General features: G+C 42.7%; 21 protein-coding genes and 1 pseudogene. 12 read left to right on the top strand and 10 right to left on the bottom strand.

Translation table 11 applies throughout. The annotated features are described in order from the left end of the window. Window positions 1-62 precede the first annotated feature (62 nt). From mutY to ahr, 5 genes are read left to right on the top strand one after another with little or no spacing between them, the layout of a single operon-like run. Entirely contained in the window at window positions 63-1,097 is a 1,035-nt protein-coding gene (gene mutY / locus J500_RS14270; protein WP_004986108.1) for an A/G-specific adenine glycosylase, read from the top strand. 39 nt (window positions 1,098-1,136) lie between these two features. Further along, on the top strand, window positions 1,137-1,673 hold the full coding sequence (locus J500_RS14265; protein ID WP_034700174.1) for a M23 family metallopeptidase: 537 nt from the start codon (window positions 1,137-1,139) through the stop codon (window positions 1,671-1,673). An 11-nt stretch (window positions 1,674-1,684) separates the two neighbouring features. Then, window positions 1,685-1,930 carry a hypothetical protein gene (locus J500_RS14260; protein ID WP_010589012.1) on the top strand — a complete coding sequence of 82 codons (246 nt, stop codon included), beginning with the start codon at window positions 1,685-1,687 and terminating at the stop codon, window positions 1,928-1,930. 38 nt (window positions 1,931-1,968) lie between these two features. Further along, entirely contained in the window at window positions 1,969-2,526 is a 558-nt protein-coding gene (locus J500_RS14255) for a DNA-3-methyladenine glycosylase I (RefSeq protein WP_004986114.1), read from the top strand. Between the two features lie 23 nt (window positions 2,527-2,549). Beyond that, window positions 2,550-3,572 (top strand): NADPH-dependent aldehyde reductase Ahr, encoded by a 1,023-nt coding sequence (ahr, locus tag J500_RS14250; protein WP_004986117.1) that lies wholly within the window; start codon window positions 2,550-2,552, stop codon window positions 3,570-3,572. Window positions 3,573-3,627: 55 nt separating this feature from the next. On the opposite strand, the gene J500_RS14245 is transcribed toward ahr, so the two are convergent. Beyond that, window positions 3,628-5,043, bottom strand: coding sequence for a PLP-dependent aminotransferase family protein (locus J500_RS14245; RefSeq protein ID WP_004986119.1), 1,416 nt, complete (start codon window positions 5,041-5,043; stop codon window positions 3,628-3,630). 90 nt (window positions 5,044-5,133) lie between these two features. Here J500_RS14245 and J500_RS14240 point away from each other — a divergent pair, with 90 nt between their 5' ends. After that, the gene (locus J500_RS14240) at window positions 5,134-5,475 is read left to right on the top strand and encodes a hypothetical protein (protein ID WP_004986121.1); all 342 of its coding nucleotides are present in this window, start codon (window positions 5,134-5,136) and stop codon (window positions 5,473-5,475) included. On the opposite strand, the gene J500_RS14235 is transcribed toward J500_RS14240, so the two are convergent. Next, on the bottom strand, window positions 5,470-6,378 hold the full coding sequence (locus tag J500_RS14235; protein WP_004986124.1) for a LysR family transcriptional regulator: 909 nt from the start codon (window positions 6,376-6,378) through the stop codon (window positions 5,470-5,472). The two genes, J500_RS14240 and J500_RS14235, sit on opposite strands and share 6 nt — an antisense overlap. Window positions 6,379-6,570: 192 nt before the next feature. Between J500_RS14235 and J500_RS14230 the strand changes: the two genes are divergently transcribed. Next, on the top strand, window positions 6,571-7,749 hold the full coding sequence (locus tag J500_RS14230; RefSeq protein WP_004986126.1) for an MFS transporter: 1,179 nt from the start codon (window positions 6,571-6,573) through the stop codon (window positions 7,747-7,749). Between the two features lie 30 nt (window positions 7,750-7,779). Here J500_RS14230 and J500_RS14225 read toward each other — a convergent pair whose 3' ends face one another. The 6 genes from J500_RS14225 to J500_RS14200 all read right to left on the bottom strand — a co-directional run bounded on the left by J500_RS14225 (window position 7,780) and on the right by J500_RS14200 (window position 15,398). Further along, window positions 7,780-8,433, bottom strand: coding sequence for an START domain-containing protein (locus J500_RS14225; protein ID WP_004986129.1), 654 nt, complete (start codon window positions 8,431-8,433; stop codon window positions 7,780-7,782). Window positions 8,434-8,480: 47 nt separating this feature from the next. After that, window positions 8,481-9,302, bottom strand: a complete 822-nt coding sequence (dapB, locus tag J500_RS14220) for a 4-hydroxy-tetrahydrodipicolinate reductase (RefSeq protein ID WP_004986131.1) — start codon at window positions 9,300-9,302, stop codon at window positions 8,481-8,483. A 125-nt stretch (window positions 9,303-9,427) separates the two neighbouring features. Then, window positions 9,428-10,543, bottom strand: coding sequence for a molecular chaperone DnaJ (gene dnaJ, locus J500_RS14215; protein ID WP_004986133.1), 1,116 nt, complete (start codon window positions 10,541-10,543; stop codon window positions 9,428-9,430). A gap of 105 nt (window positions 10,544-10,648) precedes the next feature. Beyond that, on the bottom strand, window positions 10,649-11,026 hold the full coding sequence (locus J500_RS14210) for a hypothetical protein (RefSeq protein ID WP_004986136.1): 378 nt from the start codon (window positions 11,024-11,026) through the stop codon (window positions 10,649-10,651). Between the two features lie 134 nt (window positions 11,027-11,160). Continuing rightward, window positions 11,161-14,295 (bottom strand): efflux RND transporter permease subunit, encoded by a 3,135-nt coding sequence (locus J500_RS14205; RefSeq protein ID WP_004986137.1) that lies wholly within the window; start codon window positions 14,293-14,295, stop codon window positions 11,161-11,163. Next, the gene (locus J500_RS14200) at window positions 14,292-15,398 is read right to left on the bottom strand and encodes an efflux RND transporter periplasmic adaptor subunit (RefSeq protein WP_004986138.1); all 1,107 of its coding nucleotides are present in this window, start codon (window positions 15,396-15,398) and stop codon (window positions 14,292-14,294) included. Before J500_RS14200 ends, J500_RS14205 begins: the two co-directional genes overlap by 4 nt. Window positions 15,399-15,548: 150 nt before the next feature. Between J500_RS14200 and J500_RS14195 the strand changes: the two genes are divergently transcribed. The 4 genes from J500_RS14195 to J500_RS14180 all read left to right on the top strand — a co-directional run bounded on the left by J500_RS14195 (window position 15,549) and on the right by J500_RS14180 (window position 21,649). Next, window positions 15,549-16,166 carry a TetR/AcrR family transcriptional regulator gene (locus J500_RS14195; RefSeq protein ID WP_034700168.1) on the top strand — a complete coding sequence of 206 codons (618 nt, stop codon included), beginning with the start codon at window positions 15,549-15,551 and terminating at the stop codon, window positions 16,164-16,166. Window positions 16,167-16,327: 161 nt separating this feature from the next. Continuing rightward, window positions 16,328-19,012, top strand: a complete 2,685-nt coding sequence (ppc, locus tag J500_RS14190; protein ID WP_004986142.1) for a phosphoenolpyruvate carboxylase — start codon at window positions 16,328-16,330, stop codon at window positions 19,010-19,012. Window positions 19,013-19,325: 313 nt separating this feature from the next. Then, a complete protein-coding gene (locus J500_RS14185; RefSeq protein ID WP_004986144.1) occupies window positions 19,326-20,621 on the top strand; it encodes a solute carrier family 23 protein in 1,296 nt (431 codons plus the stop codon). Window positions 20,622-20,740: 119 nt separating this feature from the next. Next, window positions 20,741-21,649: a LysR family transcriptional regulator gene (locus J500_RS14180; protein WP_034700165.1), complete on the top strand. Its 909-nt coding sequence runs from the start codon at window positions 20,741-20,743 to the stop codon at window positions 21,647-21,649. Here J500_RS14180 and J500_RS14175 read toward each other — a convergent pair. Together J500_RS14175 and J500_RS14170 are read right to left on the bottom strand one after the other, a co-directional pair. After that, window positions 21,646-22,377 carry a sulfite exporter TauE/SafE family protein gene (locus J500_RS14175; protein WP_004986152.1) on the bottom strand — a complete coding sequence of 244 codons (732 nt, stop codon included), beginning with the start codon at window positions 22,375-22,377 and terminating at the stop codon, window positions 21,646-21,648. The genes J500_RS14180 and J500_RS14175 overlap by 4 nt on opposite strands. Window positions 22,378-22,618: 241 nt before the next feature. Next, window positions 22,619-23,503 (bottom strand): amino acid ABC transporter substrate-binding protein, encoded by an 885-nt coding sequence (locus J500_RS14170; RefSeq protein ID WP_004986155.1) that lies wholly within the window; start codon window positions 23,501-23,503, stop codon window positions 22,619-22,621. 398 nt (window positions 23,504-23,901) lie between these two features. On the opposite strand from J500_RS14170, the pseudogene J500_RS14165 reads away from it, so the two are divergent. Then, window positions 23,902-24,360, top strand: a pseudogene (locus J500_RS14165) (IS5-like element ISAba10 family transposase); the annotation flags it as partial.

The raw sequence follows: 24,360 nt of genomic DNA, 5'->3' as shown, positions 1-24,360 counted from the left end.
GGTACATGACTTGCTCAGATTAATTTGGTTATACTGCGATACCTGTCTTTGCTGTCCGTGTTATGTCTGATTTTTCTTTTGCCGATGCCCTACTCAACTGGTTCGATCATCATGGTCGTCATGACCTGCCATGGCAAATAGCAGATGATCCTTACAAAGTTTGGGTGTCTGAAATTATGTTACAGCAAACACAAGTCAAAACTGTACTGCAATATTTTGAGCGTTTTATTACGCGCTTTCCTACGGTGGATGATTTAGGAACTGCTTCATGGGAGGATGTTGCCCCGTATTGGGCAGGACTAGGCTATTATGCACGTGCGCGTAATTTGCATAAAGCGGCAATCCAAGTCCATCAGAATGGGCACTTCCCACAAAATCTTGAACAATGGATGGCATTGCCCGGAATCGGTCGTTCGACCGCAGGTGCACTCATGTCATTGGGACTGCGTCAATACGGCGTGATTTTAGATGGTAATGTTAAACGCGTCTTATCGCGTTTTTTTGCCATAGAAGATGATCTCTCCAAGCCTATTCATGAACGTGCATTATGGCAAATAGCCGAGCAGCTTTGCCCAATAGAACGCAATCATGATTACACACAGGCGATTATGGATCTGGGTGCAACCATCTGTACGCCCAAAAAACCATTATGTCTATATTGCCCCATGCAGCAACACTGTAAAGCGTATCAGCAAGGTTTAGAAAATGAGCTGCCATTTAAAAAACCGAAAAAAGCAGTTCCTGTTAAAACTGCGGATGTTGTTCTGATTCAATCAAATGGACAATGGCTTTGGCAGCAGCGCGATTCACACGGTTTATGGGGTGGGTTATGGTGCTTACCCATTATTGAAGATAAAAAAATATTATTAGAGTGGCGCTCACAATTTGACCTAACCCCTATTTCCAGTCAAATGCAAATCTCGCATAGTTTCACGCATTTCACATGGTTGCTGAATATACAAATGTTCCACGTGGAACCAGAACAACAAGAACATCTGACGACGGAGTTAAATGGCTGTTGGTTAAGCCCTGAACAAGCAACAGCCAAAGGAATTCCGACCGCTATGAAAAAATTGATCTTGGCTATCGATTCATGACATAGTGCAGATCGTGATCATAACAATAATGGAGAGCTTGTGCCTCGCTATCTCCCCTATTTCATTCTTGGCTTTATTATCAGCTTGTTTGCTGCCTGTACCACGGTTCCGAAAAAATCGCAGCCTTTCCCCGCCAATCGCGTTGCTCAATTACAAATGCAAAGACTGGATACACGCTTACCGATTCCAGTTAAAGGAATAAAGCGCAATGAATTGACCGATACATGGGGAGCAGCCCGTGGTCAGGGTCGCCGCCATGAAGGAATTGACATTATGGCTCCACGTGGAACAAAAGTGTACAGCTCCACTGATGGATTAGTGGCAGATTTGCGTGATAATAATTTGGGCGGCAAGGTCATCTGGATTTTAGGACCCTCAGGCTCATGGCATTATTATGCGCATCTGGATGGGCATAAACGTGGTCTTGCCGTCGGAGATTATGTCAAAAAAGGTGATCTGATTGGCTATGTCGGCAATACAGGCAATGCCCGATATACTGCCACCCATTTGCATTATGGACTTTATTTATCTGGCAAAGGACGCGGTGCAGTCAACCCTTACTCATATTTACGTTAGGAAAATACATGATGTCTGAAGCTTTAATCAATCGATTGGTTGAATTTGCCGAATCTGGTAATCAACAAAAAATCTGTTTGAATGAAAAATGCTATCAGGGCTGGATTATGGAAATTTCTGAAGATGCCCTACTCATGAGCACAGGCTATGCAGATAAATCTGGTCAAGATTTCTGGCTTAAATTTGAAGATTTAACACGGGCAGAACTTTATTATTGGGATACATCATCAGATCAGTGGATACTATTTACTTTATAACCATCATTTAAATCTTGGCTCAAAATGAGGAACAGCGCATGTCGGTGCAACGTTGTGGTTGGTGTTCAAGTGATCCGCTTTATATGGATTATCATGATCAAGAATGGGGAAAACCTGAGTATAAAGAAGCCCGACTGTTTGAAATGCTCTGTCTGGAAGGACAGCAAGCGGGGCTTTCATGGATCACCGTACTTAAAAAACGTGAAAGCTATCGACAGCATTTTTTTCAATACCCAATCGCAGACATCGCCCAACTTACAGATCAACAACTTGAACATAAACTCAGTGATACAGGTTTAATTCGCCATATCGGTAAACTCAAAGCAATTCGTGACAATGCGATTGCTTGGCAGAATCTCAAAGACCAAGGGCATGATATGTCACAATGGCTTTGGGAAACGGTACAGCAGCAGCCCATCATCAATGATGTCGCAGATTATCGTCAGGCACCCGCTCAAACCGAACACAGTTTGCAATTGTCAAAGCGTTTAAAGAAACACGGCTTTAAATTTGTAGGTCCCACCACCTGTTATGCATTTATGCAAGCCGTTGGCATGGTCAATGACCATGAAAATTATTGTTCTTTTCGATCCTAAAGTTATATACAAGGACATACAGCATGAGCAACAACGTCATTCACGCTTACGCAGCAATGCAAGCAGGCGAGCCACTGGTTCCCTATCAATTCGATGCAGGTGAATTACAACCACATCAAGTAGAAATCAAAGTTGAATATTGTGGTCTTTGTCATTCCGATATTTCAGTCATCAATAATGAATGGCAATCATCTCAATATCCTGTCATCGCAGGACATGAAGTCATTGGAACTATTACTCAACTGGGCAGTGAAGCCAAAGGCTTAAAAGTCGGGCAACGAGTTGGCTTGGGTTGGACGGCGGAAAGCTGTCAATCTTGTGATCAATGTATAAGTGGTCAGCAAGTGTTGTGTACTGGCGAACATACCGCGACTATTGTCGGCCATGCAGGCGGGTTTGCCGATAAAGTTCGTGCTGGTTGGCAATGGGTCATTCCTCTACCTGATGATCTAGATCCGACTAGCGCAGGACCATTGCTCTGTGGCGGCATCACCGTATTTGATCCGATTTTGAAACATCAGATTCAGGCTATTCACCATGTTGCTGTGATTGGAATCGGTGGCTTAGGTCATATGGCAATTAAACTGCTTAAAGCATGGGGCTGCGAAATTACCGCATTTACTTCTCATCCAGATAAGACGGATGAACTTAAAGCAATGGGTGCAGATCATGTGGTGAATAGCCGTGATGATGCCGCACTGAAAGCACAACGTGGTAAGTTTGATTTATTACTTAGTACCGTGAATGTGACACTGAACTGGAATGCCTATTTAAATACATTGGCGCCAAATGGCACGGTTCATTTTCTAGGTTTGGTGTTAGAACCCGTCGCGGTGCCTGTCGGCGCGTTAATTAGTGGAGCAAAGTCAGTTACAGGCTCACCAACCGGTTCTCCTGCTGCACTGCGCCAGTTATTAAAATTTGCTGCACGTAAAAATATTGCCCCGCAGATTGAGCTTTATCCTATGTCCAAACTCAATGATGCAATAGAACGTTTGCATTCAGGTCACGCGCGTTATCGTATCGTGTTAAAAGCAGATTTTTAAATCAGTTATTTTGCAGGCAAGTTCTGATACGACTTGCCTGAAGTTTTAATCAATATCAATCCACTGCCTGTTTCACCCACTCCGCCAGAAACAAAATCGCTTCTTGTAACTGCGGCGTCAGCGCATGTCCAGCATTCAGCCGTACAAAGTGCTGATAACGCTCATCCTCTCCAAATACCACGCCCGGTACAATATTAATCTGATGCTGTTGGGCTGCCAGATACAAAGCCAAACTATCAATCTTTTGAGGAAGTTCCAACCACAAGGCATAGCCCCCCTGTGGTTGACTTAGACCGATATTCAACGGTGCAAATGCCTTTAAAATATATCGACGATATTGTTCAACCTGTTGCATCAACTGAGGTTGTAAACGGCTTAAATGGTTACGATATTCCCGACTATAAATAAAGTCTGCCAAACCCAGTTGTAGCGGCGTATTGACACTGATATTGGCTGAATAGAATTCAGGATACATCGCTTTTAATTGCCCACCAATACAAAACCAACCCACACGATACGCTGTAGACAATGACTTTGACACCGAACCAACCCAGACCACATAGCCGTGTTGATCCCAATATTTAATCGGTAAGGGTCGCTGCCCCTGATAACTACACTCGGCATAAATATCGTCTTCTAAGATAATACAGTGATATTGTGCAGCCAATTGCGCAATTTTCTGTTTATCAACATCACTCAAAACGTATCCCAAAGGATTCTGAAAATTAGCCGTTAGCAGACATAATTTTGGCCGATGCTCTGCCATCGCCTGCTCTAAACGGACTAAATCAATCCCTGTTGCATCGGCAGGTGTTTCAATAATACGGCGCTTTAAGCCTGCGATCAGTTGTAATTGTCCATTAAAGGTGGGGGTGGGAATAAGAATACTGTCGCCTTGTAAACTGAGTTGCTGAATTAACAGGGCGAGTGCTGGCATACAACCATTAGTGATAAAAATATCTTGAGGGGCAATGTACATTCCATCTTCCCGCCAATGCGCGGCCAAAGCCTCACGCAAATGCAGATGCCCCTGTCGATTACAATATAAAAAGTCTTCAGGTTTACAGTGTTTAAGTGCTCGCTGAATAGAACGGCGTAAAGGCTCGATGGGAACCAGTTGAGGACTCAACTGTATCGCACCAAAGGGAGCTAAATGAGGCTGAATAGAAGCCTCCTGAATCTGATTTTGCAATAATAAATTAGTGACGGCACGAGGTCTGGATTCAAAACTCGGACTGGTCGGTAAGCGACTACTCAGCTTTGGCGCTTTAACGAAATAGCCAGATTTCGGCTTAACTTCAATTAATCCCTGTGCTTCCAGCAATTCATAACAACGTTGTGCGGTACTTATACTAACCTGATGCTGATCTGCAAAATCACGTAATGAACTCAATTTTTGCTGCGGCAAAAGCTGTTGCTGATAAATCTTGTTCGCGATCTGCTGTGCTAAACGCTGATAATGAAACTGCATATCTGTACTGCTTTTTTATCAAAATCTGTATCTGTCATGGTCTATACAATCCAATTATGCTCTAAAAAGCAACCACCATGAGATAAGTTCATGAAAAAATTATGCTTTATGCTGAGTATAGGTCTACTACTGAGCGCATGTCAGCCTTTAAGTGCTGAAAAACAGCAACAGGATTTTATTTGTCGCAGTATGATTCAAGGCTATCTGAAAATACAGCAGTATACTGAATACAAATTATGGTCGGTGGATATGCAGCGCCCAAAACTGTTTCGTTATATTTATCGACCAGTGACCGACAATGGCATGATGATCGGCGCACTAAAAAATCAGGCATTAAACTTTGACTGTATTCAGGACCAGATGACATTTCGTTTACGATTGAAACCCAAGCAAAGCTTAATGGAATTTCAGCTCCCTCAAGCAAAACTATGATGCCACAGCCGTTGAAAATTGCTGGCTCAACTCATCTGCCAAAAACTCAATAAATAAACGTACCCGTTTTGGCAGATGTTTTTGTTGATAATACACCGCATGAATATGCTGGTACTGTAATTCAATCTGATCTTCAAACAAAGCAACTAAACGCCCTGCCTCTAAATCCTGCCAGATTTCATATTCTGATAATCGTGCAATACCATGACCTGCCAAGGTCAGTTGTCTGACTGTTTCACCACTAGACGCCTTGATTTTCGGAGAAACTATCACATAGTCATCGCCTATTTTTAAGGGCCATGTATTTAAGTAAACGGGTTTGCTAAATCCCACCAATTGATGTTGTAAGAGTGATTGTGGTGTCTGGGGAATACCCGCCTGCTCCAAATAATCGGGGCTTGCCACAATATATAACCGTGATTTACATACCAATTTGGCATGTAGACTCGAATCATGTAATGCGCCAAAACGAATCGCAACATCGGTTTTATGCTGCAATAAATCGATGACCTGCTCATTGCTATTTAGCTCGATCTCAATTTTGGGATAGCGTTGCATAAATTTTTGCATCAGCGGAGCAAGCACATGTAAAACAAAGGGTGTTGCTGAATCAATCCGAATCAGACCAGAAGTATCACTGTCAGATTTCAGTAATGCATCTTCCGCTTCGGCCAATTCTGCCAAAATTGAACGCGCTTTATCTAAAAATAAACGACCTTCTTGTGTCAGTTTCAACTTACGAGTGGTTCGCTCAAGTAATGTGACCTGTAGTTTCTTTTCTAATCGATTGAGCGCACGACTCAAACCTGATGGGGTTTGCTGAAGCTGCTCTGCCGCTGCCACAATTGAGCCTGTATCAACAATACTTATAAATGCGATCAATTCTTCGATGGTAGATTTCATAGGCTGTTATTCGTGATTCCTAGTCAATAATATTTTGCTTACTCCAGTATTTTTTCGCAACAATGTTCAGCACAAAATACATGCCCAATCTTGATCAGTCTTGATGCAGATCATTTCTTCATTGATAAGGCGCTTAAGCATGCAGATTGCATATTTACCCCCCCTTATGACGACAATCTTAGGAAGATCCTCATGAACCGCAATTTACCCTTGTTGGCTTTAGCAATTGGTGCATTTGCGATCGGTACCACTGAATTCTCTCCGATGGGATTATTGCCCAATATTGCTCATGATTTGGGTGTCAGTATTCCTCGCGCTGGTCTTTTGATTACAGGTTATGCTATGGGGGTGATGCTTGGTGCGCCGATCATGACTTTATACTTTGGACACTTTTCACGACGTAAAGCACTCATTTTACTGATGTCATTATTTACACTGGGCAATTTACTCGCTGCAATTGCACCAAACTATTGGAGTCTAATGATTGCCCGACTCATCACCAGCCTTAATCATGGCGCTTTTTTTGGTATTGGTTCCGTAGTCGCAGCTAGTGTCGTGCCCGTACATAAACAGGCCAGTGCAGTAGCTGCCATGTTTATGGGGCTTACCCTTGCCAATATTGGTGGTGTACCTTTGGCGACATGGCTCGGTCAAAATATTGGCTGGCGACTGTCTTTTTTGGCAATCTCCACCCTCGGTTTAGTCACCATGTGGTCGTTATATCAAGCGTTGCCCAAGGCTGCTCCAGCCCAACGTCCAGATGTTAAAGCAGAGTTAAAGGTACTAATACAACCTTCCGTCCTCATGGCATTGTTGACGACTGTGCTCGGAGCTAGTGCCATGTTCACTTTATATACCTATATCGCCCCAGCACTCACTTATTTTAATCAGGCCTCACCGACTTTCATTACGCTAATGCTAGTGTTAATCGGGGTTGGTTTTTCGATTGGAAATCACTTGGGTGGTAAGTTGGCAGATCTTGCACTCAATAAAACCCTGATAGGATTTTTTAGTCTGCTCGTTATCGTCATGCTCTGTTTTCCCTGGTTGGCGCAGACACAACTGGGAGCAGCTTTCGGTCTGACGCTATGGGGAGTTGCAGCTTTTGGGCTAGTTCCACCCGTCCAAATGCGGGTCATGAAAATGGCTCATGCGGCACCTGGACTGGCTTCATCAATTAATGTGGGCGCATTTAATCTGGGCAATGCCATTGGCGCTGCGGTCGGTGGTTTAGTGCTCAGTTTAGATCTGGGTTATGTCGCTGTTTGTTTTGCTGGTGCAGGATTGGCAGGGCTCGGCTTAGTCTTGATTTTGCTACAGATACAACGCAATAAATCAACGATTCGAACCAAGCAGCAATGTTCAGCTTAATAGAGAAAGTGCCCCTTATGGGCACTTTACTTATTTTAAAATATCAGGCAATTTTGCCGAAAAGTTTGTGGGCTTTTGTAGTTCCATTTTCATTTTCATCAACATTTGATAAGGCTGTTGCTGCACAAACATATTCACGAAACTCAAGGGGATCGATCCACCTGGGTCAGCATAGCCACTGGTGCTGACCTTCACCCTATTGGCTCCAAGTTTTTGGAAAGTCCAGTCGCCTTCATATTTATTTAAACGAATTCGGTCTTTTTGCGCAGGATAATAACCCGTCATCGCATTGTTTTTAATACTAATGATACCTGCGCTGGTTTTGGACATTTTGCCTTTCACCACCAAATCCCGATCTTTTAATGGAAATGGAAAATCAAGCACCATATACAGTATGAACTCCCCCTTTTTGTCATCACGTGATAACACTTTGGTTTCACTGACATAAGGTACCCATTTCGATGCATATTCTACATTGAGAATCAGTCCAACAGCCTGCTCAATGGAAACATCAAATGTCGTTTCTGCTTTGTACTGAATGACAGGATTATTTGCAGTCTGATAGGTCCAGACCTTAATATTATTCTTGTCTAAGCTTAGTTTAGCTTCAGTTGCAGGTCCTGCATGCACTATGAGACTACTCAGGCTCAAAGTGCATGCCAACATCCATGATTTATTATTCATTTTATTCTCAAATCGATTTTATTTTTTAGCGGTGATGACGGTTGCAATTACACCTGAATGTCATTAAATCCCAGTACATCTTTCATATCGTATTTATGTGCTTCACGACCCACGACCCATGCCGCAGCACGTACTGCACCCGCTGCAAAATTCATACGACTGGTAGCTTTATGGGTAATTTCAACCCGTTCCCCTTCACCAATAAACATAGCTGTATGTTCACCGACAATATCTCCACCACGAATAGTTTGAAAACCAATGCTTTGACGTTCCCGTGGTCCTGTATGACCCTCACGACAGTAAACAGCATCCTGTTTCAGGTCACGCCCTAAAGTCTCTGCAATCGCCTCGCCCATCATCAGGGCAGTACCCGATGGTGCATCGACTTTATGACGATGATGCGCTTCAATAATTTCAATATCAACGCTATCCCCAAAGACTTTAGCTGCAAGTTCTAATAGCTTAATGGAAACATTGACACCAACCGAATAATTAGCAGCATACACCACAGGCGTTTGAGTAGCAGTATCATTCAATAATTGTTTTTGTGCATCGGAAAAGCCTGTGGTGCCAATCACCATCGCCACACCAGCTTCAGCACATAGCTTCAAATGCTGTTCAGTGGCTGATGGTGCGGTAAAGTCAATCACGACATCACAGTCTGTTAATACATCTGCCAAACTGCCAGCGACCTTGACGCCTATATGACCCATCCCTGCCAGCTCACCTGCATCGCTGCCCACTAAACTACTTTCTGGACGTTCGACCGCCGCGGCCAACTGATAGCCTGCCTGTTGTACGGCTTGAATCAGGGTGCGCCCCATACGACCACCTGCGCCCAATACACCAATGCGTGGAGATGCTGACATAATCTGTTCCTAAATCATTAAAAGCGTTGACAATGCGATCTACTATACCAAACTCTTATCGCTCGCTAAAATTTAAGCATAAAAAAATCTGCCAAATGGGCAGATTTTTTTGCAATCAACTTGAATTAATCAAATAAACGATCGAAGAAAGATTTTTTCTTGGATGATGCGCTATGTTCATCACCATCCAGTGTCGCTTGTAGTTCTTTCAGCAACTCACGCTGACGGCTGGTAAGATTCACTGGAGTTTCCACCACGATACGGCAGAGTAAATCCCCAACCATACTACTACGTACTGGACGTACACCTTTGCCACGTAAACGGAACAATTTACCTGTTTGAGTGCCTTCTGGAATTTTTAAGCTAACACGACCTTCAAGCGTTGGAATTTCAATCTCTTTACCCAAAGCAGCATCGGCAATACTAACAGGCACATCCATATAAAGGTCTGCACCATCACGTTGGAACACGTCATGCTCACGCACTACCACTTCCACGTATAGATCACCCGCCTGACCATCACGTACTGCTTCGCCCTTACCTGTTAAGCGAACGCGATCGCCATTGTCGACCCCTGCTGGAATCGTCACTTCTAGGGTTTGTTGACGGTCTTTTACCCCTGAACCATGGCAGCTATTACATGGATTTTTAATGATTTTACCCTGTCCACGACAAGTGCTACAGGTTTGCTGAACCGAGAAGAAGCCCTGCTGCATACGCACTTGACCTGTACCATGACAGGTTTTACAGGTTTCAACATCATTTGGATTTTTAGAACCCTTACCATCACAGACATCACACGGTGCTGGTGCAGTAAAGGTAATGGTTTTTTTGACACCACGAACCGCTTCTTCGAGGGAGAGTTCCATCACGTAACGTAGGTCGGAACCACGGCGTTGGCGTTGTTGCTGACGGCCACCGCCACCAAATGCACCGCCAAAGATATCGCCAAACTGACTGAAAATATCTTCTGCACTAAAACCCCCAAAGCCGCCACTACCGCCGCCATAGCCACCTTCAAAGGCATTATGACCCATACGGTCATACATGCTGCGCTTTTCGCCATCGGACAGTACTTCATAAGCTTCGGAAGCTTCTTTAAACTTTTCTTCAGCTTCTGCGTTATCGGGGTTACGATCTGGATGATACTTCATCGCCAACTTACGATAGGCTTTTTTGATCTCATCATCACTCGCGGTTTTCGAAACGCCTAAAACCTCATAATAATCTCGTTTAGCCATATCTGGCGACGCTCCTCACGGAATTTAAAATATACTTAACCTGCGACTAAGTTGGGGGTTTTAGTCGGATTTACAAGGGGGGAAACTGAAAAAAATTAGAATTTTCTAAAAAACAGCTTTGTTTCTCGCATATTTTGCAAGGCCTTTAATCCAAGCGTTCAACAAATATAACCAAGCAATGGCTGAAAATACTACACCGGCAATCGCACATGCCGTTACCCAGAGTGCGCTATTCCAAACGAAGAAAATCAAAGGGATAAACCATAAAGCAGCAAATACAGCCAGCATCAGAAACATCACCACGCTACGCATAATCCACAGCGCATGTGTATGAATCCAGACCTCAGCACCGTCAATCATGGCAATTTTACGTGCAAGGAAATAAGCAATCACGGCAAAAAGAATCGTAAACAACCCCAGAAACATGCACACATAAGATGCTGCAATGTAACGGCGATGCTGTACTAGATTGTTCTGCCCCATGTACTTTTAACCTCAACTCACAGTCTTCACCTTATCTTTTTATGCGGTGAAATTCTGCTGTCATTTTTTGTCTTAACAATAAGATGCTACTATATTGAAATTTTCAATATTTCGCATCTTTTATTCGAAAAAAATTATGACAAATTTGTTGCTCTTTTCACTTTAAACCATGCTGCATACAATGCAGGCAAGAAAAACAGGGTTAAAAAGGTCGCAACAATCAATCCACCCATAATTGCAACTGCCATCGGACCAAAGAAAATACTGCGTGATAATGGGATCATAGCCAATACGGCAGCAAGTGCAGTCAATAAAATCGGGCGGAAACGGCGGACTGTCGCATCAATGATTGAAGTCCACGGATCGTGCCCTGCTGCAATATCCTGTTCAATCTGGTCAATTAAAATCAGTGAATTACGCATGATCATTCCTGATAACGCAATGGTGCCGAGCATCGCAACAAAACCGAAAGGCTTATTGAGCAACAATAAAAATAGCGTCACGCCAATGAGTCCGAGTGGCGCGGTTAAAAACACGATGATAGAACGTGAGATACTTTTCAATTGAATCATCAATAAAGTCATCACCACCGCTAAAAATAACGGCATGCCTGCATTGACTGAACTTTGTCCTTTAGCAGATTCTTCAACCGTTCCGCCAACTTCTACCAGATAGCCATTAGGTAGCTGCGCACGTAATTGATCCATCTTTTCTGACAGCTGATCGACCACGGTCGCAGGCTGTAAATGGCTACGAATATCGGCGCGGACAGTAATGGTTGGCAAGCGATTACGATGCCAGATCAGACCATCTTCAAACTTGTATTGGATTTTGGCAATTTGGGCGAGGGGTATGCTATTGCCGTGACTGGTCGGAATGGCAAGACTGGATAATGAAGCGACATCGACCCGCTCCTTTTGGTCGCCACGTAAACGAATTTCAATCAATTCACGTTTTTCACGATATTGATTAATCACCGCACCAGTAATCGAACTATTTAAAAAGTTGGCCAAATCCTGACTGCTTACGCCCATTTGACGCGCTCGATCCTGATCGATATTCAGCTCAATGATCTTGCTTGGCTCTCCCCAATCCAGATGCACATTGGTGGTATTTGGATCTTGCCCTACGATTTTCGCTACTTTCTGGGCCCATTCACGGACTAAATTAATATCCTCTCCAGACACTCGATATTGCAATGGATAGCCGACTGGAGGCCCATTTTCCAACAATGACACTCGTGTTCTGACCTGAGGTAATAGTTTCTTGATTTGTGTATCCAGAGATTTACGAATTTCATCGCGATCATCCAGGGAAGACGCTAACACCACAAACTGAGCAAAACTGGCTTGTGGTAGTTGTTGATCGAGCGGCAGATAAAAACGTGGCGAGCCTGTCCCAACATAGGCCACATAATTATCAATCCCCTTTTGCTGGGCAAGGAATTGCTCGACCTTTTTTACCGCCTGTTCGGTGGCAGTGAGTGATGCACCCTCTTCCAGTTTTAAATCGACTAAAATTTCAGCACGATTCGATGGCGGAAAGAACTGCTGCGGAACCAGTTTAAATAACAGGACGGAGCCAATGAAAATTAAAACCGTCGTAATAATCACTGTTTTACGATAGCTCACGCAAGTTTCGACCATTTTACGAAAGCGTAAATAAAAGGCACTTTGATAGGGATCATGGCTTTCACCTGCATGATGTTGAACAGGCTGAGGCGCAGGTTGATGGCGTAACCTTGCCCAAAGTCGCTGATACCAAGGCGCAGTTTGTTGCATCTTGCTAAAATCTGGCAGTAACTTTTCCCCCAGATAAGGTACAAAAAGTACCGCCGCAAACCACGACACAATCAAGGCAATGGTCACCACCTGAAAAATCGAACGGGTATATTCACCGGTACTAGAGTTGGCTGTAGCAATGGGTAAAAAACCTGCCGCAGTAATCAAAGTACCCGTCAGCATCGGAAAGGCGGTGGTTTTCCATGCAAAGCCTGCGGCTTTGATACGGCTATAGCCCTGCTCCATTTTGATTGCCATCATTTCGACTGCAATAATGGCATCATCTACCAATAACCCTAGTGCGAGAATCAAGGCCCCCAGTGAAATTTTATGCAGTCCGACATCAAACAGATTCATACCAGCAAAGGTCATGGCCAACACCAGTGGAATGGACAACGCCACCACCAATCCTGTACGGAAACCTAGCGAGAAAAAACTGACCAACAATACGATGATCACAGCTTCGGTCAAAACTTTAATAAATTCATGAATACTACGTTGTACAGCAACAGGCTGATCCGATACTTTTTTGAGTTGCATGCCAAGCGGCAAGGTCTTTTGTAAATGATCAAATTCACTTTGTAGATTTTTGCCGAGCGCAATAATATCTCCACCCTTACGCATCGATACGGCAATGCCAATACCGTTTTCTCCCATAAAACGCATGCGCGGTTGGGCGGGTTCGCTAAAACCACGATAGACCTCTGCGACGTCTCCCAATTGTATGGTTCGATTGCCGATCAATAACGGCATATGCTTAAGATCATCAACGTTTTGTAATGCGCCTGTGACCCGAATCTGAATGCGGTCTGTGCCTGTTTCAAAGAAACCTGCATTATTAATACTGTTTTGTTTTTGCAATGCCTCTTGAATCACAGTCACAGGAATTCCAAGCTGTGCTGCTTTGGTATTGGACAGTTCAATCCAGATTTTTTGATCCTGCAAGCCCACCAACTCGACCTTGCCCACATCCTTGACGCGTTGCAATTGTAATTGCAAACGATCAGCATATTCTTTCAACACGGCATAGTCGTAGTCTTTGCCTGTCAGTACATAGATATTGCCAAAGGTGTCACCAAATTCATCATTAAAAAATGGCCCTTGTACGCCAGCGGGGAGTTGCTGTTTGATGTCTCCTACTTTTTTACGTACGTTATACCAGACATCTGGAATCTGATCGGACTTGAGCGAATCTTTGGCAACAAAAGTTACCATCGATTCACCCGGTCTGGAATAGGCCATGATTTTTTCATACTGACCTGTGGTCATCAGTTCTTTTTCAATGCGATCTGTGACTTGTAAAGACACTTCCTGTGCCGTCGCACCTGGCCAATAGGTTTGAACTACCATCACTTTAAAGGTAAAAGGTGGATCTTCACTTTGTGATAATTTTGAGTAAGAAAAAATCCCCACAATGGCCAAGAGCAACATCAGATATAAAATGATGCCTTTATTGTTCAGCGCCCATTCGGATAAGTTAAACTTCATGGCTTCGCTCCTGAGGCAATTTGCACAGGACGATTGTCACGATCGATTGGATGAATTTTTTGTTGTTCATGCAATAGATGGACACCACCTACCACCACGTAATCATTGGCGTTTAGACCCGACAATACAGGAACACTATCGCGTCCATAAGCACCTAAGCTCACCGCAACCTTATGAATGGTCTGATTCGGATTAACCACCCAAACGTAGGCTTGTTGATGATTTGCAGAAACACTGGATAAAGGCACACTGAGGACATCGTGCTGGGTATTGTTAAAAAATACACGGGCACTTTGTCCAAGTTGAATGGAAGGCTGAGCTTCACGTAATGCGACTTTGACACTAAAGGTACGCGATTGATCTGCCGCAGGCGATATTTCACGGACATAAGCGGCATACTTTTGTTCAGGCTGTGACCACAAAGTGATCCATGCAGGTTGCCCTACTTTTAGTTCAGTCATCGCCTGTTCAGGAGCGCCAATGACCACTTCACGATCGCCATCAATCGCCAGTTGATAAGCCGCTTGTCCCGCCGCAACCACTTGCCCGATTTCAATTTCGCGCTGGGTAATTACGCCGTTTTTATTGGCAATCAGTTGGTTATATCCTGTCTGATTGGCTGCAACTTCATAATTGGAACGAGCCTGTTGTAAACTGGCCTGCGCTGCATCATTTTGATTTTTGATGCTGTCAAATTGAGAGCGACTCACGGCATTTAAAGGCAAAAGTTGTTGAAAGCGTTTTAATTCTTCACTGGCGATTTTTGCCGAAGACTGGGCGCTTTCAAGTTGGGCCTTAGCGGCATTCATTTGTAACTGGGCATCTTTTACGTCCAGCCTGGCCAAGACTTGCCCAACTTTGACCCGATCACCTACATCCACATAACGCTGAGTAATCTGTCCGTCCACCCGAAAAGCCAAAGCCGTTTGCTGACGCGCCTGTACTTCGCCTGCATAGCTTTTCTGTTCATTCATGCTCGCTGAGGGTTGTGTCACCATGACATAAGGAATTTGTTCTGCTTCAGGCGCTTGCTGATTACACCCACCCAATGTAATTAGACATACTACCCATATACTTAAACTTGTCAGTTTTATCGCGGTCATAACCCTTCGCTCTTATTCAAATTTGTTTTTTAAGGCACAATATAAGCAGTATCTTAATTTGTTTGTTTTTTAATTAATATACCCAACGGTACATTAATTATATAAAATGAGATAAGTTTTTATTTTTTAAATTTATTTAAGAGATTTTTTGTGCAAAATACGATTGGTCGACCAAAAGATCTGGAAAAAAGAGCCCATATTTTAGAGGCAGCAAAGGCACTTTTTTTAAAACAGGGCTATCACGACTCCAGTATGAACCAGATTGCCAAAGATGCTGGTGTGACCAAGCTCACGGTCTATAATCATTTTCAGGATAAAGAAAGTCTATTTACCTGTGCCATTCAGGAAACCTGCGCAGAATGCATTTCCGAACAACACTTTTGTTTAACCGCACAGAGTGATTTTTTACAAGTATTTTCAGACGTTTGTGAGTGCACGCTGAAGATGATTTATTTACCAGAAGCGATCAAACTTGAACATGTGTTACTTGAGCTTGCTGCCGAAAAAAGTCCGTTGGCTCAACATTTTTTTGAGGCTTCCCATCAACCGCTTTTTGATGCGTTATGTGAATTTTTCACTCAGGCAGCCAGTTTAAAATTGATTCGTCAGGATAATCCCCTTAAACAAACAGAACTGACATTGGCACTGTTATTGGGTATTCGACATCATCAGGTTTTACTCGGTATTACTGACGTGCCTTCTAACGAAGAAATTGGCGATATTGTGAATGATGCCATCGGAATTTTTATGTTGAAATATCAGGTATAGACCTTTGGCGTATTGTGACCGATGCCATTTTTTGCATCTGCGTTGGTTCTTGTATAAGTGTTAATTTTTTAAACAATAATTCATATATTTTTACGCTCTAGACTTGGAATGTCATTGAATCGGGGTATAGTCAAAAGAACCAAAGCAGGAGAGCTAACGCCATGATTCAACAAATTGATGCTCCTTTACGTGAGGACGTGCGTCTACTGGGTAATTTACTGGGAGAAACCCTGAAACAGCACGCAGGACAAGATTTGTTTAATCAGGTTGAGCAAATTCGCGCCCTCGCCAAAGGTGCACGTGATGGTCATGCAGAAGCCGAAAAAAAGCTGGAACAACTTTTCTGGGGGCTTAAGGATGAAGAAATCCTGCCATTAACCCGTGCCTTTTCGCAATTTCTTAATTTTGCCAATATTGCAGAACAATATAATGTAGTGCGTAGCCGTCGTCGCAGTGAGTTTGATGAAAATGCACCCTCACCAAATCCACTGGTACACTTATTTACCAAATTTAAAGAGCGGCAGATTTCAGCACAACAACTATTTGACCAAATCTGTCAGCTTAAAATTGAACTGGTATTGACCGCGCATCCAACCGAAGTTAGTCGCCGTACCCTCATTCAAAAATATGACGATATCAATGAAGATCTGGCACGACTGGATCAGCAAAAATTAACGCCGCGTGAACGTCAGGCAGTGTTAAATAATCTTAAAGAATTGATCTGTTCAGCTTGGCAAACCGATGAAATTCGTCATAACCGTCCAACCCCTGTAGACGAAGCCAAATGGGGTTTTACCACCATCGAACAAACCTTATGGAATGCGGTTCCCAAGTTTGTACGTGAACTGAATGAACTGGTTCAAGCACATTGCGAAAACTCATTACCACTAGAAATTGCACCGATTCGTTTTGCCTCTTGGATGGGCGGTGACCGTGATGGCAATCCAAACGTGACTCACAGCGTTACACAAGAAGTCTTGTGGTTATCACGCTGGCAAGCCGCAGATTTATATCTACGTGATATCGAAGATTTACGTTGGGAGCTGTCTATTCAGGCTTGTTCGGATGAGCTGAAACAGGCTTTAGGCTATGAACATCCTGAACCGTACCGCGAATATTTACGTGACACCCGCCAACGCCTTAAAGCGACACGACACTGGTTGGCACAAAAGTTACAAGGTTTTGAAGCCGATGATAGCCAGATTATCCAGACCAAAAGTGAATTGCTTGAGCCATTATTGCTGTGCCATCGCTCGCTGATCGAATCGAATTTACCAGAAATTGCCAATGGTAAATTACTGGACTTTATCTATCGGGTAAATTGTTTTGGTATTGAACTACTCAAACTGGATATTCGTCAGGAATCTGGTCGGCATCGTCAAGCCATCTCAGCGATTACGGAATATTTGGGATTAGGTAATTTTGAATCGTGGACAGAACAGGCTCGGCAAAACTTTTTAATTCAGGAATTACAAAGTAAGCGTCCGTTACTTCCACGACATTTGGACGAACCACAAGATAGCCTGATTCAACATCCTGATGTCAAAGAAGTGTTTGCGACCATGCAGACCTTAGCCGCTCAACCCCCTGAAAGTTTGGGTGCTTATATTATTTCGATGGCGGAATATGCCAGTGATGTACTCGCAGTATTACTGCTACAAAAAGAAGCGGGCATTTTGCATCCTCTGCGTGTGGTGCCATTATTTGAAACCCTGAAAGATCTGGACGGCGCAGCAGCGACCATGAATACACTGTTCAATATGCCGTGGTACAAACAGCATATTCATGGCAAGCACGAAGTCATGATTGGCTATTCAGATTCGGCCAAAGATGCAGGTTTTATGTCGGCGAACTGGGCGCAATATCGCGCACAGGAAGAATTGACTGCCGTTGCGAAACAACACGGAATTCAACTTACCCTGTTTCACGGTCGTGGCGGTTCGATCAGTCGTGGGGGCGCACCGACACAGCAAGCGCTCTTTTCACAGCCACCTGGTTCTATTTCTGGGGCTATTCGTGTGACTGAACAAGGCGAAATGATTCGTTTTAAATTTGGTCTGGAAGAAGTTGCCTTACAAAATCTGGAAATTTATACCGCGGCAACGCTTGAAGCGACCTTATTACCACCTCCTATTCCTAAACAGGAATGGCGCGAACTGATGCATCAAATGACCGATATTTCGGTGCAGGTCTATCGTGAAACTGTGCGTGAAAATCCTTATTTTGTGCAATATCTGCGTACCGTTACACCAGAGCTTGAATTACAAATGTTGCCATTAGGCTCGCGTCCTGCTAAGCGTAAAGTCAGTGGTGGAATTGAGTCGCTTCGTGCAATTCCATGGGTATTCGCATGGACACAAATTCGTCTGATGTTACCTGCATGGTTGGGGACTGGCGCCGCGATTAATCAGATTATTGATGCAGGCCAAAAACAGACATTGGACGAAATGTTACATGAGTGGCCGTATTTCCAAACCCTTATCGATATGCTGGAAATGGTATTGTCCAAATCGGATGGCAGTATTGCCCTGTATTATGAGTCGCATTTGACTCAGGATGAAAATTTAAAAGCACTAGGTACTGAACTACGCCAACGTCTGAAAGATGCAGTCCAGACCTTACTTGCCATGAAAGGTGAATCCAAGTTACTCAGCAATAATGAAGTGCTGGATCAAGCCATGCGTGTGCGCAAAACCTACTTGCTTCCGCTACATCTGCTACAGGCAGAACTCATGAAACGGCGTAGAAGTTATTTAAATGTTGAACAGGCTGAACATACTCCTGTTGATCACGCGTTAATGGTCAGTATTGCGGGCATTGCAGCAGGGCTGCGTAATACAGGCTAAAGTCATTTTTTAAATAGTATGTAGGCCATTTTTCTTTAATAAGAGATTGCCTACATGCATTTAGCCCCTGCATGTTTACAATTTTTTCGCTCACATTTAAATATGTGGTCAGATCTGATCCTCTATTTTTCTTATAAATTCATGTCCTCAATCTTCTGATATATCTTTGAGTTAAATTTTCCATAAATTTACCATTTGGTAAAAATAAAAGATAAATCAAATGCCTTACTTTACCAGTTGCTCAGAAATCAATTAAACCATCATCAAAGAAAGAGTATGATGTGCGCCAGCTAAAACAATTAGAGTTTATTTTATGTCCACTTGGTTTCCAAAATGGCGTCCGTATCAAGGGCAGATTGATCATCGTCCTGTGGCGACCGATGAGTACCTTCCACCTGCTCAAAGTGCAGTTTTAGGTATTCAACATGCATTTGCCATGTTCGGTTCGACCGTATTGGCTCCGTTACTTATGGGCTTTAACCCAAATCTTGCGATCCTGATGTCAGGCATCTGTACCATCTTATTTTTCTGTATGACAGGCGGTCGTGTTCCGAGTTATCTGGGTTCGAGCTTTGCATTCATTGGTGTTGTAGCGGCTGCGACAGGCCATATCACAGGTTCAGGTGCAAATCCGAATATTAGCGTTGCACTCGGTGGTATTGTCGCCTGTGGTGTGATTTATGCGATTATTGGTTTTATGGTCATGCTGACAGGAACGCGCTGGATTGAAAAATTGATGCCACCTGTCGTTACGGGTGCTGTGGTCATGATTATTGGTTTAAATTTGGCACCTGTGACTGTAAAAGCAGTGGCTGGTCATCCATTTGATATGTGGATGGCGCTGATTACAGTTTTGTGTATGGGCATTATCGCGGTATTTACACGCGGGCTATTACAGCGACTGTTGCTTTTAATTGGTCTACTGATCGCTTATCTGATTTATGCGATTGCCACCAATGGTCTTGGGTGGGGTCAAGCGATTGACTTTTCACAAATTTCGGCTGCACCGTGGTTTGGTTTACCCAGCTTAACTGCACCTACCTTTCAAACCAATGCCATGCTGATTATTGCACCTGTTGCCCTCATTTTAGTGGCTGAAAATCTGGGACATATCAAAGCAGTCGGTGCCATGACAGGTGAAGACTTAACTCCTTATCTGGGTAAGGCTTTTGTCGCTGATGGGATCGCCACGACATTGTCAGGTAGTGTAGGCGCGCCAGGCATGACCACCTATGGTGAAAATATTGGGGTCATGGCAGTCACTCGTGTTTATTCCACTATTGTCTTTGTGATTGCAGGGATCTTTGCAATTTTCCTCGGATTATCGCCTAAATTTGGTGCGGTGATTAGTACCATTCCAAGCGCCGTGCTGACAGGTGCTTCAATTGTGGTCTTTGGTTTAATTACCATTGCAGGGGCAAAAATCTGGCTTGAAAACAAAGTTGATTTTTCCAACAACAAAAATCTGATTGTTGCTGCGGTCACGATTATTTTGGGTGCAGGTAACTTTGAACTCATGTTTGGCAACTTCAATTTAGGCGGAATCGGCACCGCAACGTTTGCGGCGATTTTACTCAATTGGTTATTTGGTCTAAAAGATAAAAGCTAAAATATTCATTTTTGAATCTTCAAGCAGCCATAAGGCTGCTTTTTTTATGAAATTAAATCTTGAATCAAGCATTTTTGGTTATCATGACTTTGTCATGCTTAATACTCACTGAATGGCTTATGCGCTTTGATTTTTTTGATCTTCAACTTTTTTTACATGTGGTGGATACAGGCAGTCTGACTAAAGGGGCTGAACGTTCAGCTATTTCTTTACAGGCAGCCAGTGAACGCATTAAAAAACTCGAACGACATTTTCACAGCGCCTTGTTTATTCGTCATGCGACAGGCGTTGAATTGACGATTTCAGGTCAAACCCTATTACAACATGCACAATATCTGATCTATGGACTCGACGCATTAGAACAAGAGATGCAGACTTTCCAGCGTAAAACCACACAGCAAGTGACTTTATGGTGTAATTCATCTGCACAAAGCGAATATTTACCCATGTTATTGCCCAAATATCTGATCGAACATGCACAACTTCAGATTGAATTGCATGAAGCAGAGAGTAATGACATTATTGCTGCATTACAAAAAGGTCAGGCAGAACTAGGACTGATTTCCAGTTTTTTTGCCCCAAATGATGCATTGGAAACACACGTTTTTGCTGAAGATCCATTGGTCTTTATTTGCGCACCAGATCATCCCTTAGCCACACATCGACAATTGAATTTTGCAGCAATTTTAAAGGAAGATTTTATTGGACTTCTGCCACATCATTCATTACAACAATCGATCGAAACGCAAGCCAAACATCTTCATCACCAACTGCACTATCGTTTACGCTTACCTAGCTTTAGTGCGATGGCTCAAGTGGTCGCCAATGGTGTCGGTGTCGCGATTATGCCGCTTCGTGCTGCTTCACATTTACAAAAACTTTATGCTTTTTCTACAATTGCGCTCACAGGTGCATGGGCAAATCGCAAATTACTGTTAGCTGCTCGTCATTTTTCTAATCTTTCTCCAAGCTATCAAGATTTTGCCCAGTTCTTACTCGAAAATAAACCTCAGCCCATGAACGCTTAATGTACAACCATGTAAGCACCCAATAAAATCAGTCCAATAAAGAAAAAACGGCGAAAACGTTGCTCAGGTATGCGATAACGTAATTTTTGCCCAAGCCACATCCCGAAAACTGCTGGAATCACTGCGATCCATGCCAAACGATAATCAATCGGCATAGTTCCTGTGGAGTGCAGTTGTAAATAAATAGCCAGACAGATCGTCGATAAGGTGAAAACCAAACCTAATGACTGTACCAAATCATCCCGTTTCAAACGCAAAGACTGCAAATAAGGCACCGCTGGAATAATAATGACACCTGTTGAAACAATTAAAGCGCCCCCCAAATAACCAATAATGGGCGATAACCATTTTTCATAAGGTGCGAGATTGGGGAGTTGTTTCACCCATAAACCATATAGACCATATACGATCAGCATCCCACCCAATAAAACCTCGCTGGTTTTACCTGTCGCCTGACTTAAAGTCGGTAAAAAACTAAATACAGTGCCGATAATAATCCCAAGTAACAACAACCAAAAACGTTGAATCAGGCTCCAGACCCGACCTTCGGCAAACAATTGCCAAAAATTCGTAATCATGGAGGGAATAATCAGCAAAGAAGCCGCCTGAAATGGTGCAATCACAAGGGTCAGCAATCCCATTGCGACGGTAGGCAGTCCCAAACCCAAGGCACCTTTGACCATGCCTGCTAACATAAATACCATGATGACTAAAGCCAACATTTCCATCAGCAACGGACTCTGTAATTTGAACAAGATTATGCTAATGGAGTCAGGTAAAAGTTCCTATTCATGTTTTTGGTAGATGGGCTCAAGCAAAGATTGAGGCTATATGATGAAAGCCAAAATAAAAAACCATTGCTTTTTTGCAATGGTTGATAAATTTGAAAATTAACACTATGAATTAAAAAATACAGTCAACAGCGCAACACGTACTCAATTCAGGTCAATATTCACTTTCAATTTAGTCTCAAATACCCACATCATTTGGTTTAGCTTTTAATGCTTTATAAGAGCCGCTTGGCGCCAAATTTAAGTTTATATTTTTAGGTGGAATTGGCGACTGGAACCATTTCTTATAAAGTTGATCCATTTGACCAGATTTCCACATCTGATTGACCACGCCATCAGTAATACTTTTGAGTTGAGGATCAGTTTTGGCAAACATGATGCCATAAGGCTCAGAAGACAAAGTAGGACCGACAATTTCATAATCTTTAGGATTCGCAGACTTGGCAATTAAACCTGCAAGACCAATATCATCGTTTACAAAGGCTGCTGCGCGACCTGAAGATAGCATTGAAAATGCATCGGCATGATCTTTCCCACCTAATGAAATAATCTTGATATTCGCTTTTTTAGCACTCATTTTTAAATATTTTTCAGGATTTCCCCCTTGTACAGTCACGACAGCTTTGCCATTTAATTGCTTTAAGGTTTGAATATTCGATGTTTTTTTAACTGCCATACGAACATCAGCCACATAATAACTGGTAGAAAACGCCACTTGTTGCTGACGTTGTTTATTATTGGTGGTCGTTCCACATTCAATATCAATATTTCCCGCTAAAACCTCTGGAATACGACTCGTAGAATTGACAGCTTTGTATTCAATTTTTAATTGTGGAGTTTTAAGTTGTTTTTTAATTTCTGTCACCACATTGTGACAAATATCAAGTGCATAGCCAACGGGTTTACCATTTGCGATATAAGAAATAGGATCCGCTGATTCACGATAACCGAGGGTAATCGAACCTTTTTGCTTAATTCTGTCTAGCACTTCGCCTGCAAAAATATGTGGCGCCATAGTTAAAAGTACGATTGGGGCGAATACGAACTGAAGATGTTTTAACATGAAATATCCCTTATAAAAAAATCGTTTTGATTGCTGCATCAATTAATAACTATAGACATGCTTTTAAAACCTAAAAGATTTGTTTAAAGCAAAAAATATAGTGTTATTTTCATAATTTTATAAAAATAACAAAATTTAAAATAAATATAGCAATTAATATGCCACGGCCATGATTTAAAACAAACAAATCCATCTGGTCTTAAATCAATAACAGCTTTAATTTAATACAGATTCAAATTAAATAAAAGTATTATTTTTAGACATTAAAATTATTTATAAAAATATTAAAATTAAATAATATCAATAATTTAAATAAAAAATTTATTTCTTTAACAAACAACATGAATAATAGTAAATGGCTTTGTTGCATAAATAAATTTCATCCCCATACATGTTAGATGAATACAGAATCAAAAAGCCGATACAAAACAACGAACTGGTCTGAGTACAATCAGGCTTTACGTCAACGGGGTGCTTTCACCATTTGGTTTGATCCCCAAATGCAATGGTCTGCAACACCTACTGGAAAAAAAGGACGTCAACCTACCTACACTGATATAGCAATTCAATTTGCCCTGACGATACGAAACCTGTTCCAACTGGCTTTACGCCAAACACAAGGTTTCATTCAAAGCCTTTTTCAAATGGCTCACCTCGACTGGAATGTTCCAGACTTCTCAACATTGAGTCGGCGAGCAGATAAGCTGCAGCCACTTCTACATAAATCAGCAAAAAATCCACAGGAAGACTTGCATATTTTAGTTGATAGCACAGGGATCAAAGTTACAGGTGATGGGGAATGGGTGCGTAAAAAACATGGCGTAAACCAACATCGTCAATGGCTGAAATTACATCTT

It is taken from the genome of Acinetobacter sp. 479375, assembly GCF_000581715.1.
In the GTDB taxonomy this organism is placed as follows: domain Bacteria; phylum Pseudomonadota; class Gammaproteobacteria; order Pseudomonadales; family Moraxellaceae; genus Acinetobacter; species Acinetobacter ursingii.
Note: the sequence above shows the minus strand (reverse complement) of the source record. Positions and strands in the feature narration are given on the sequence as shown.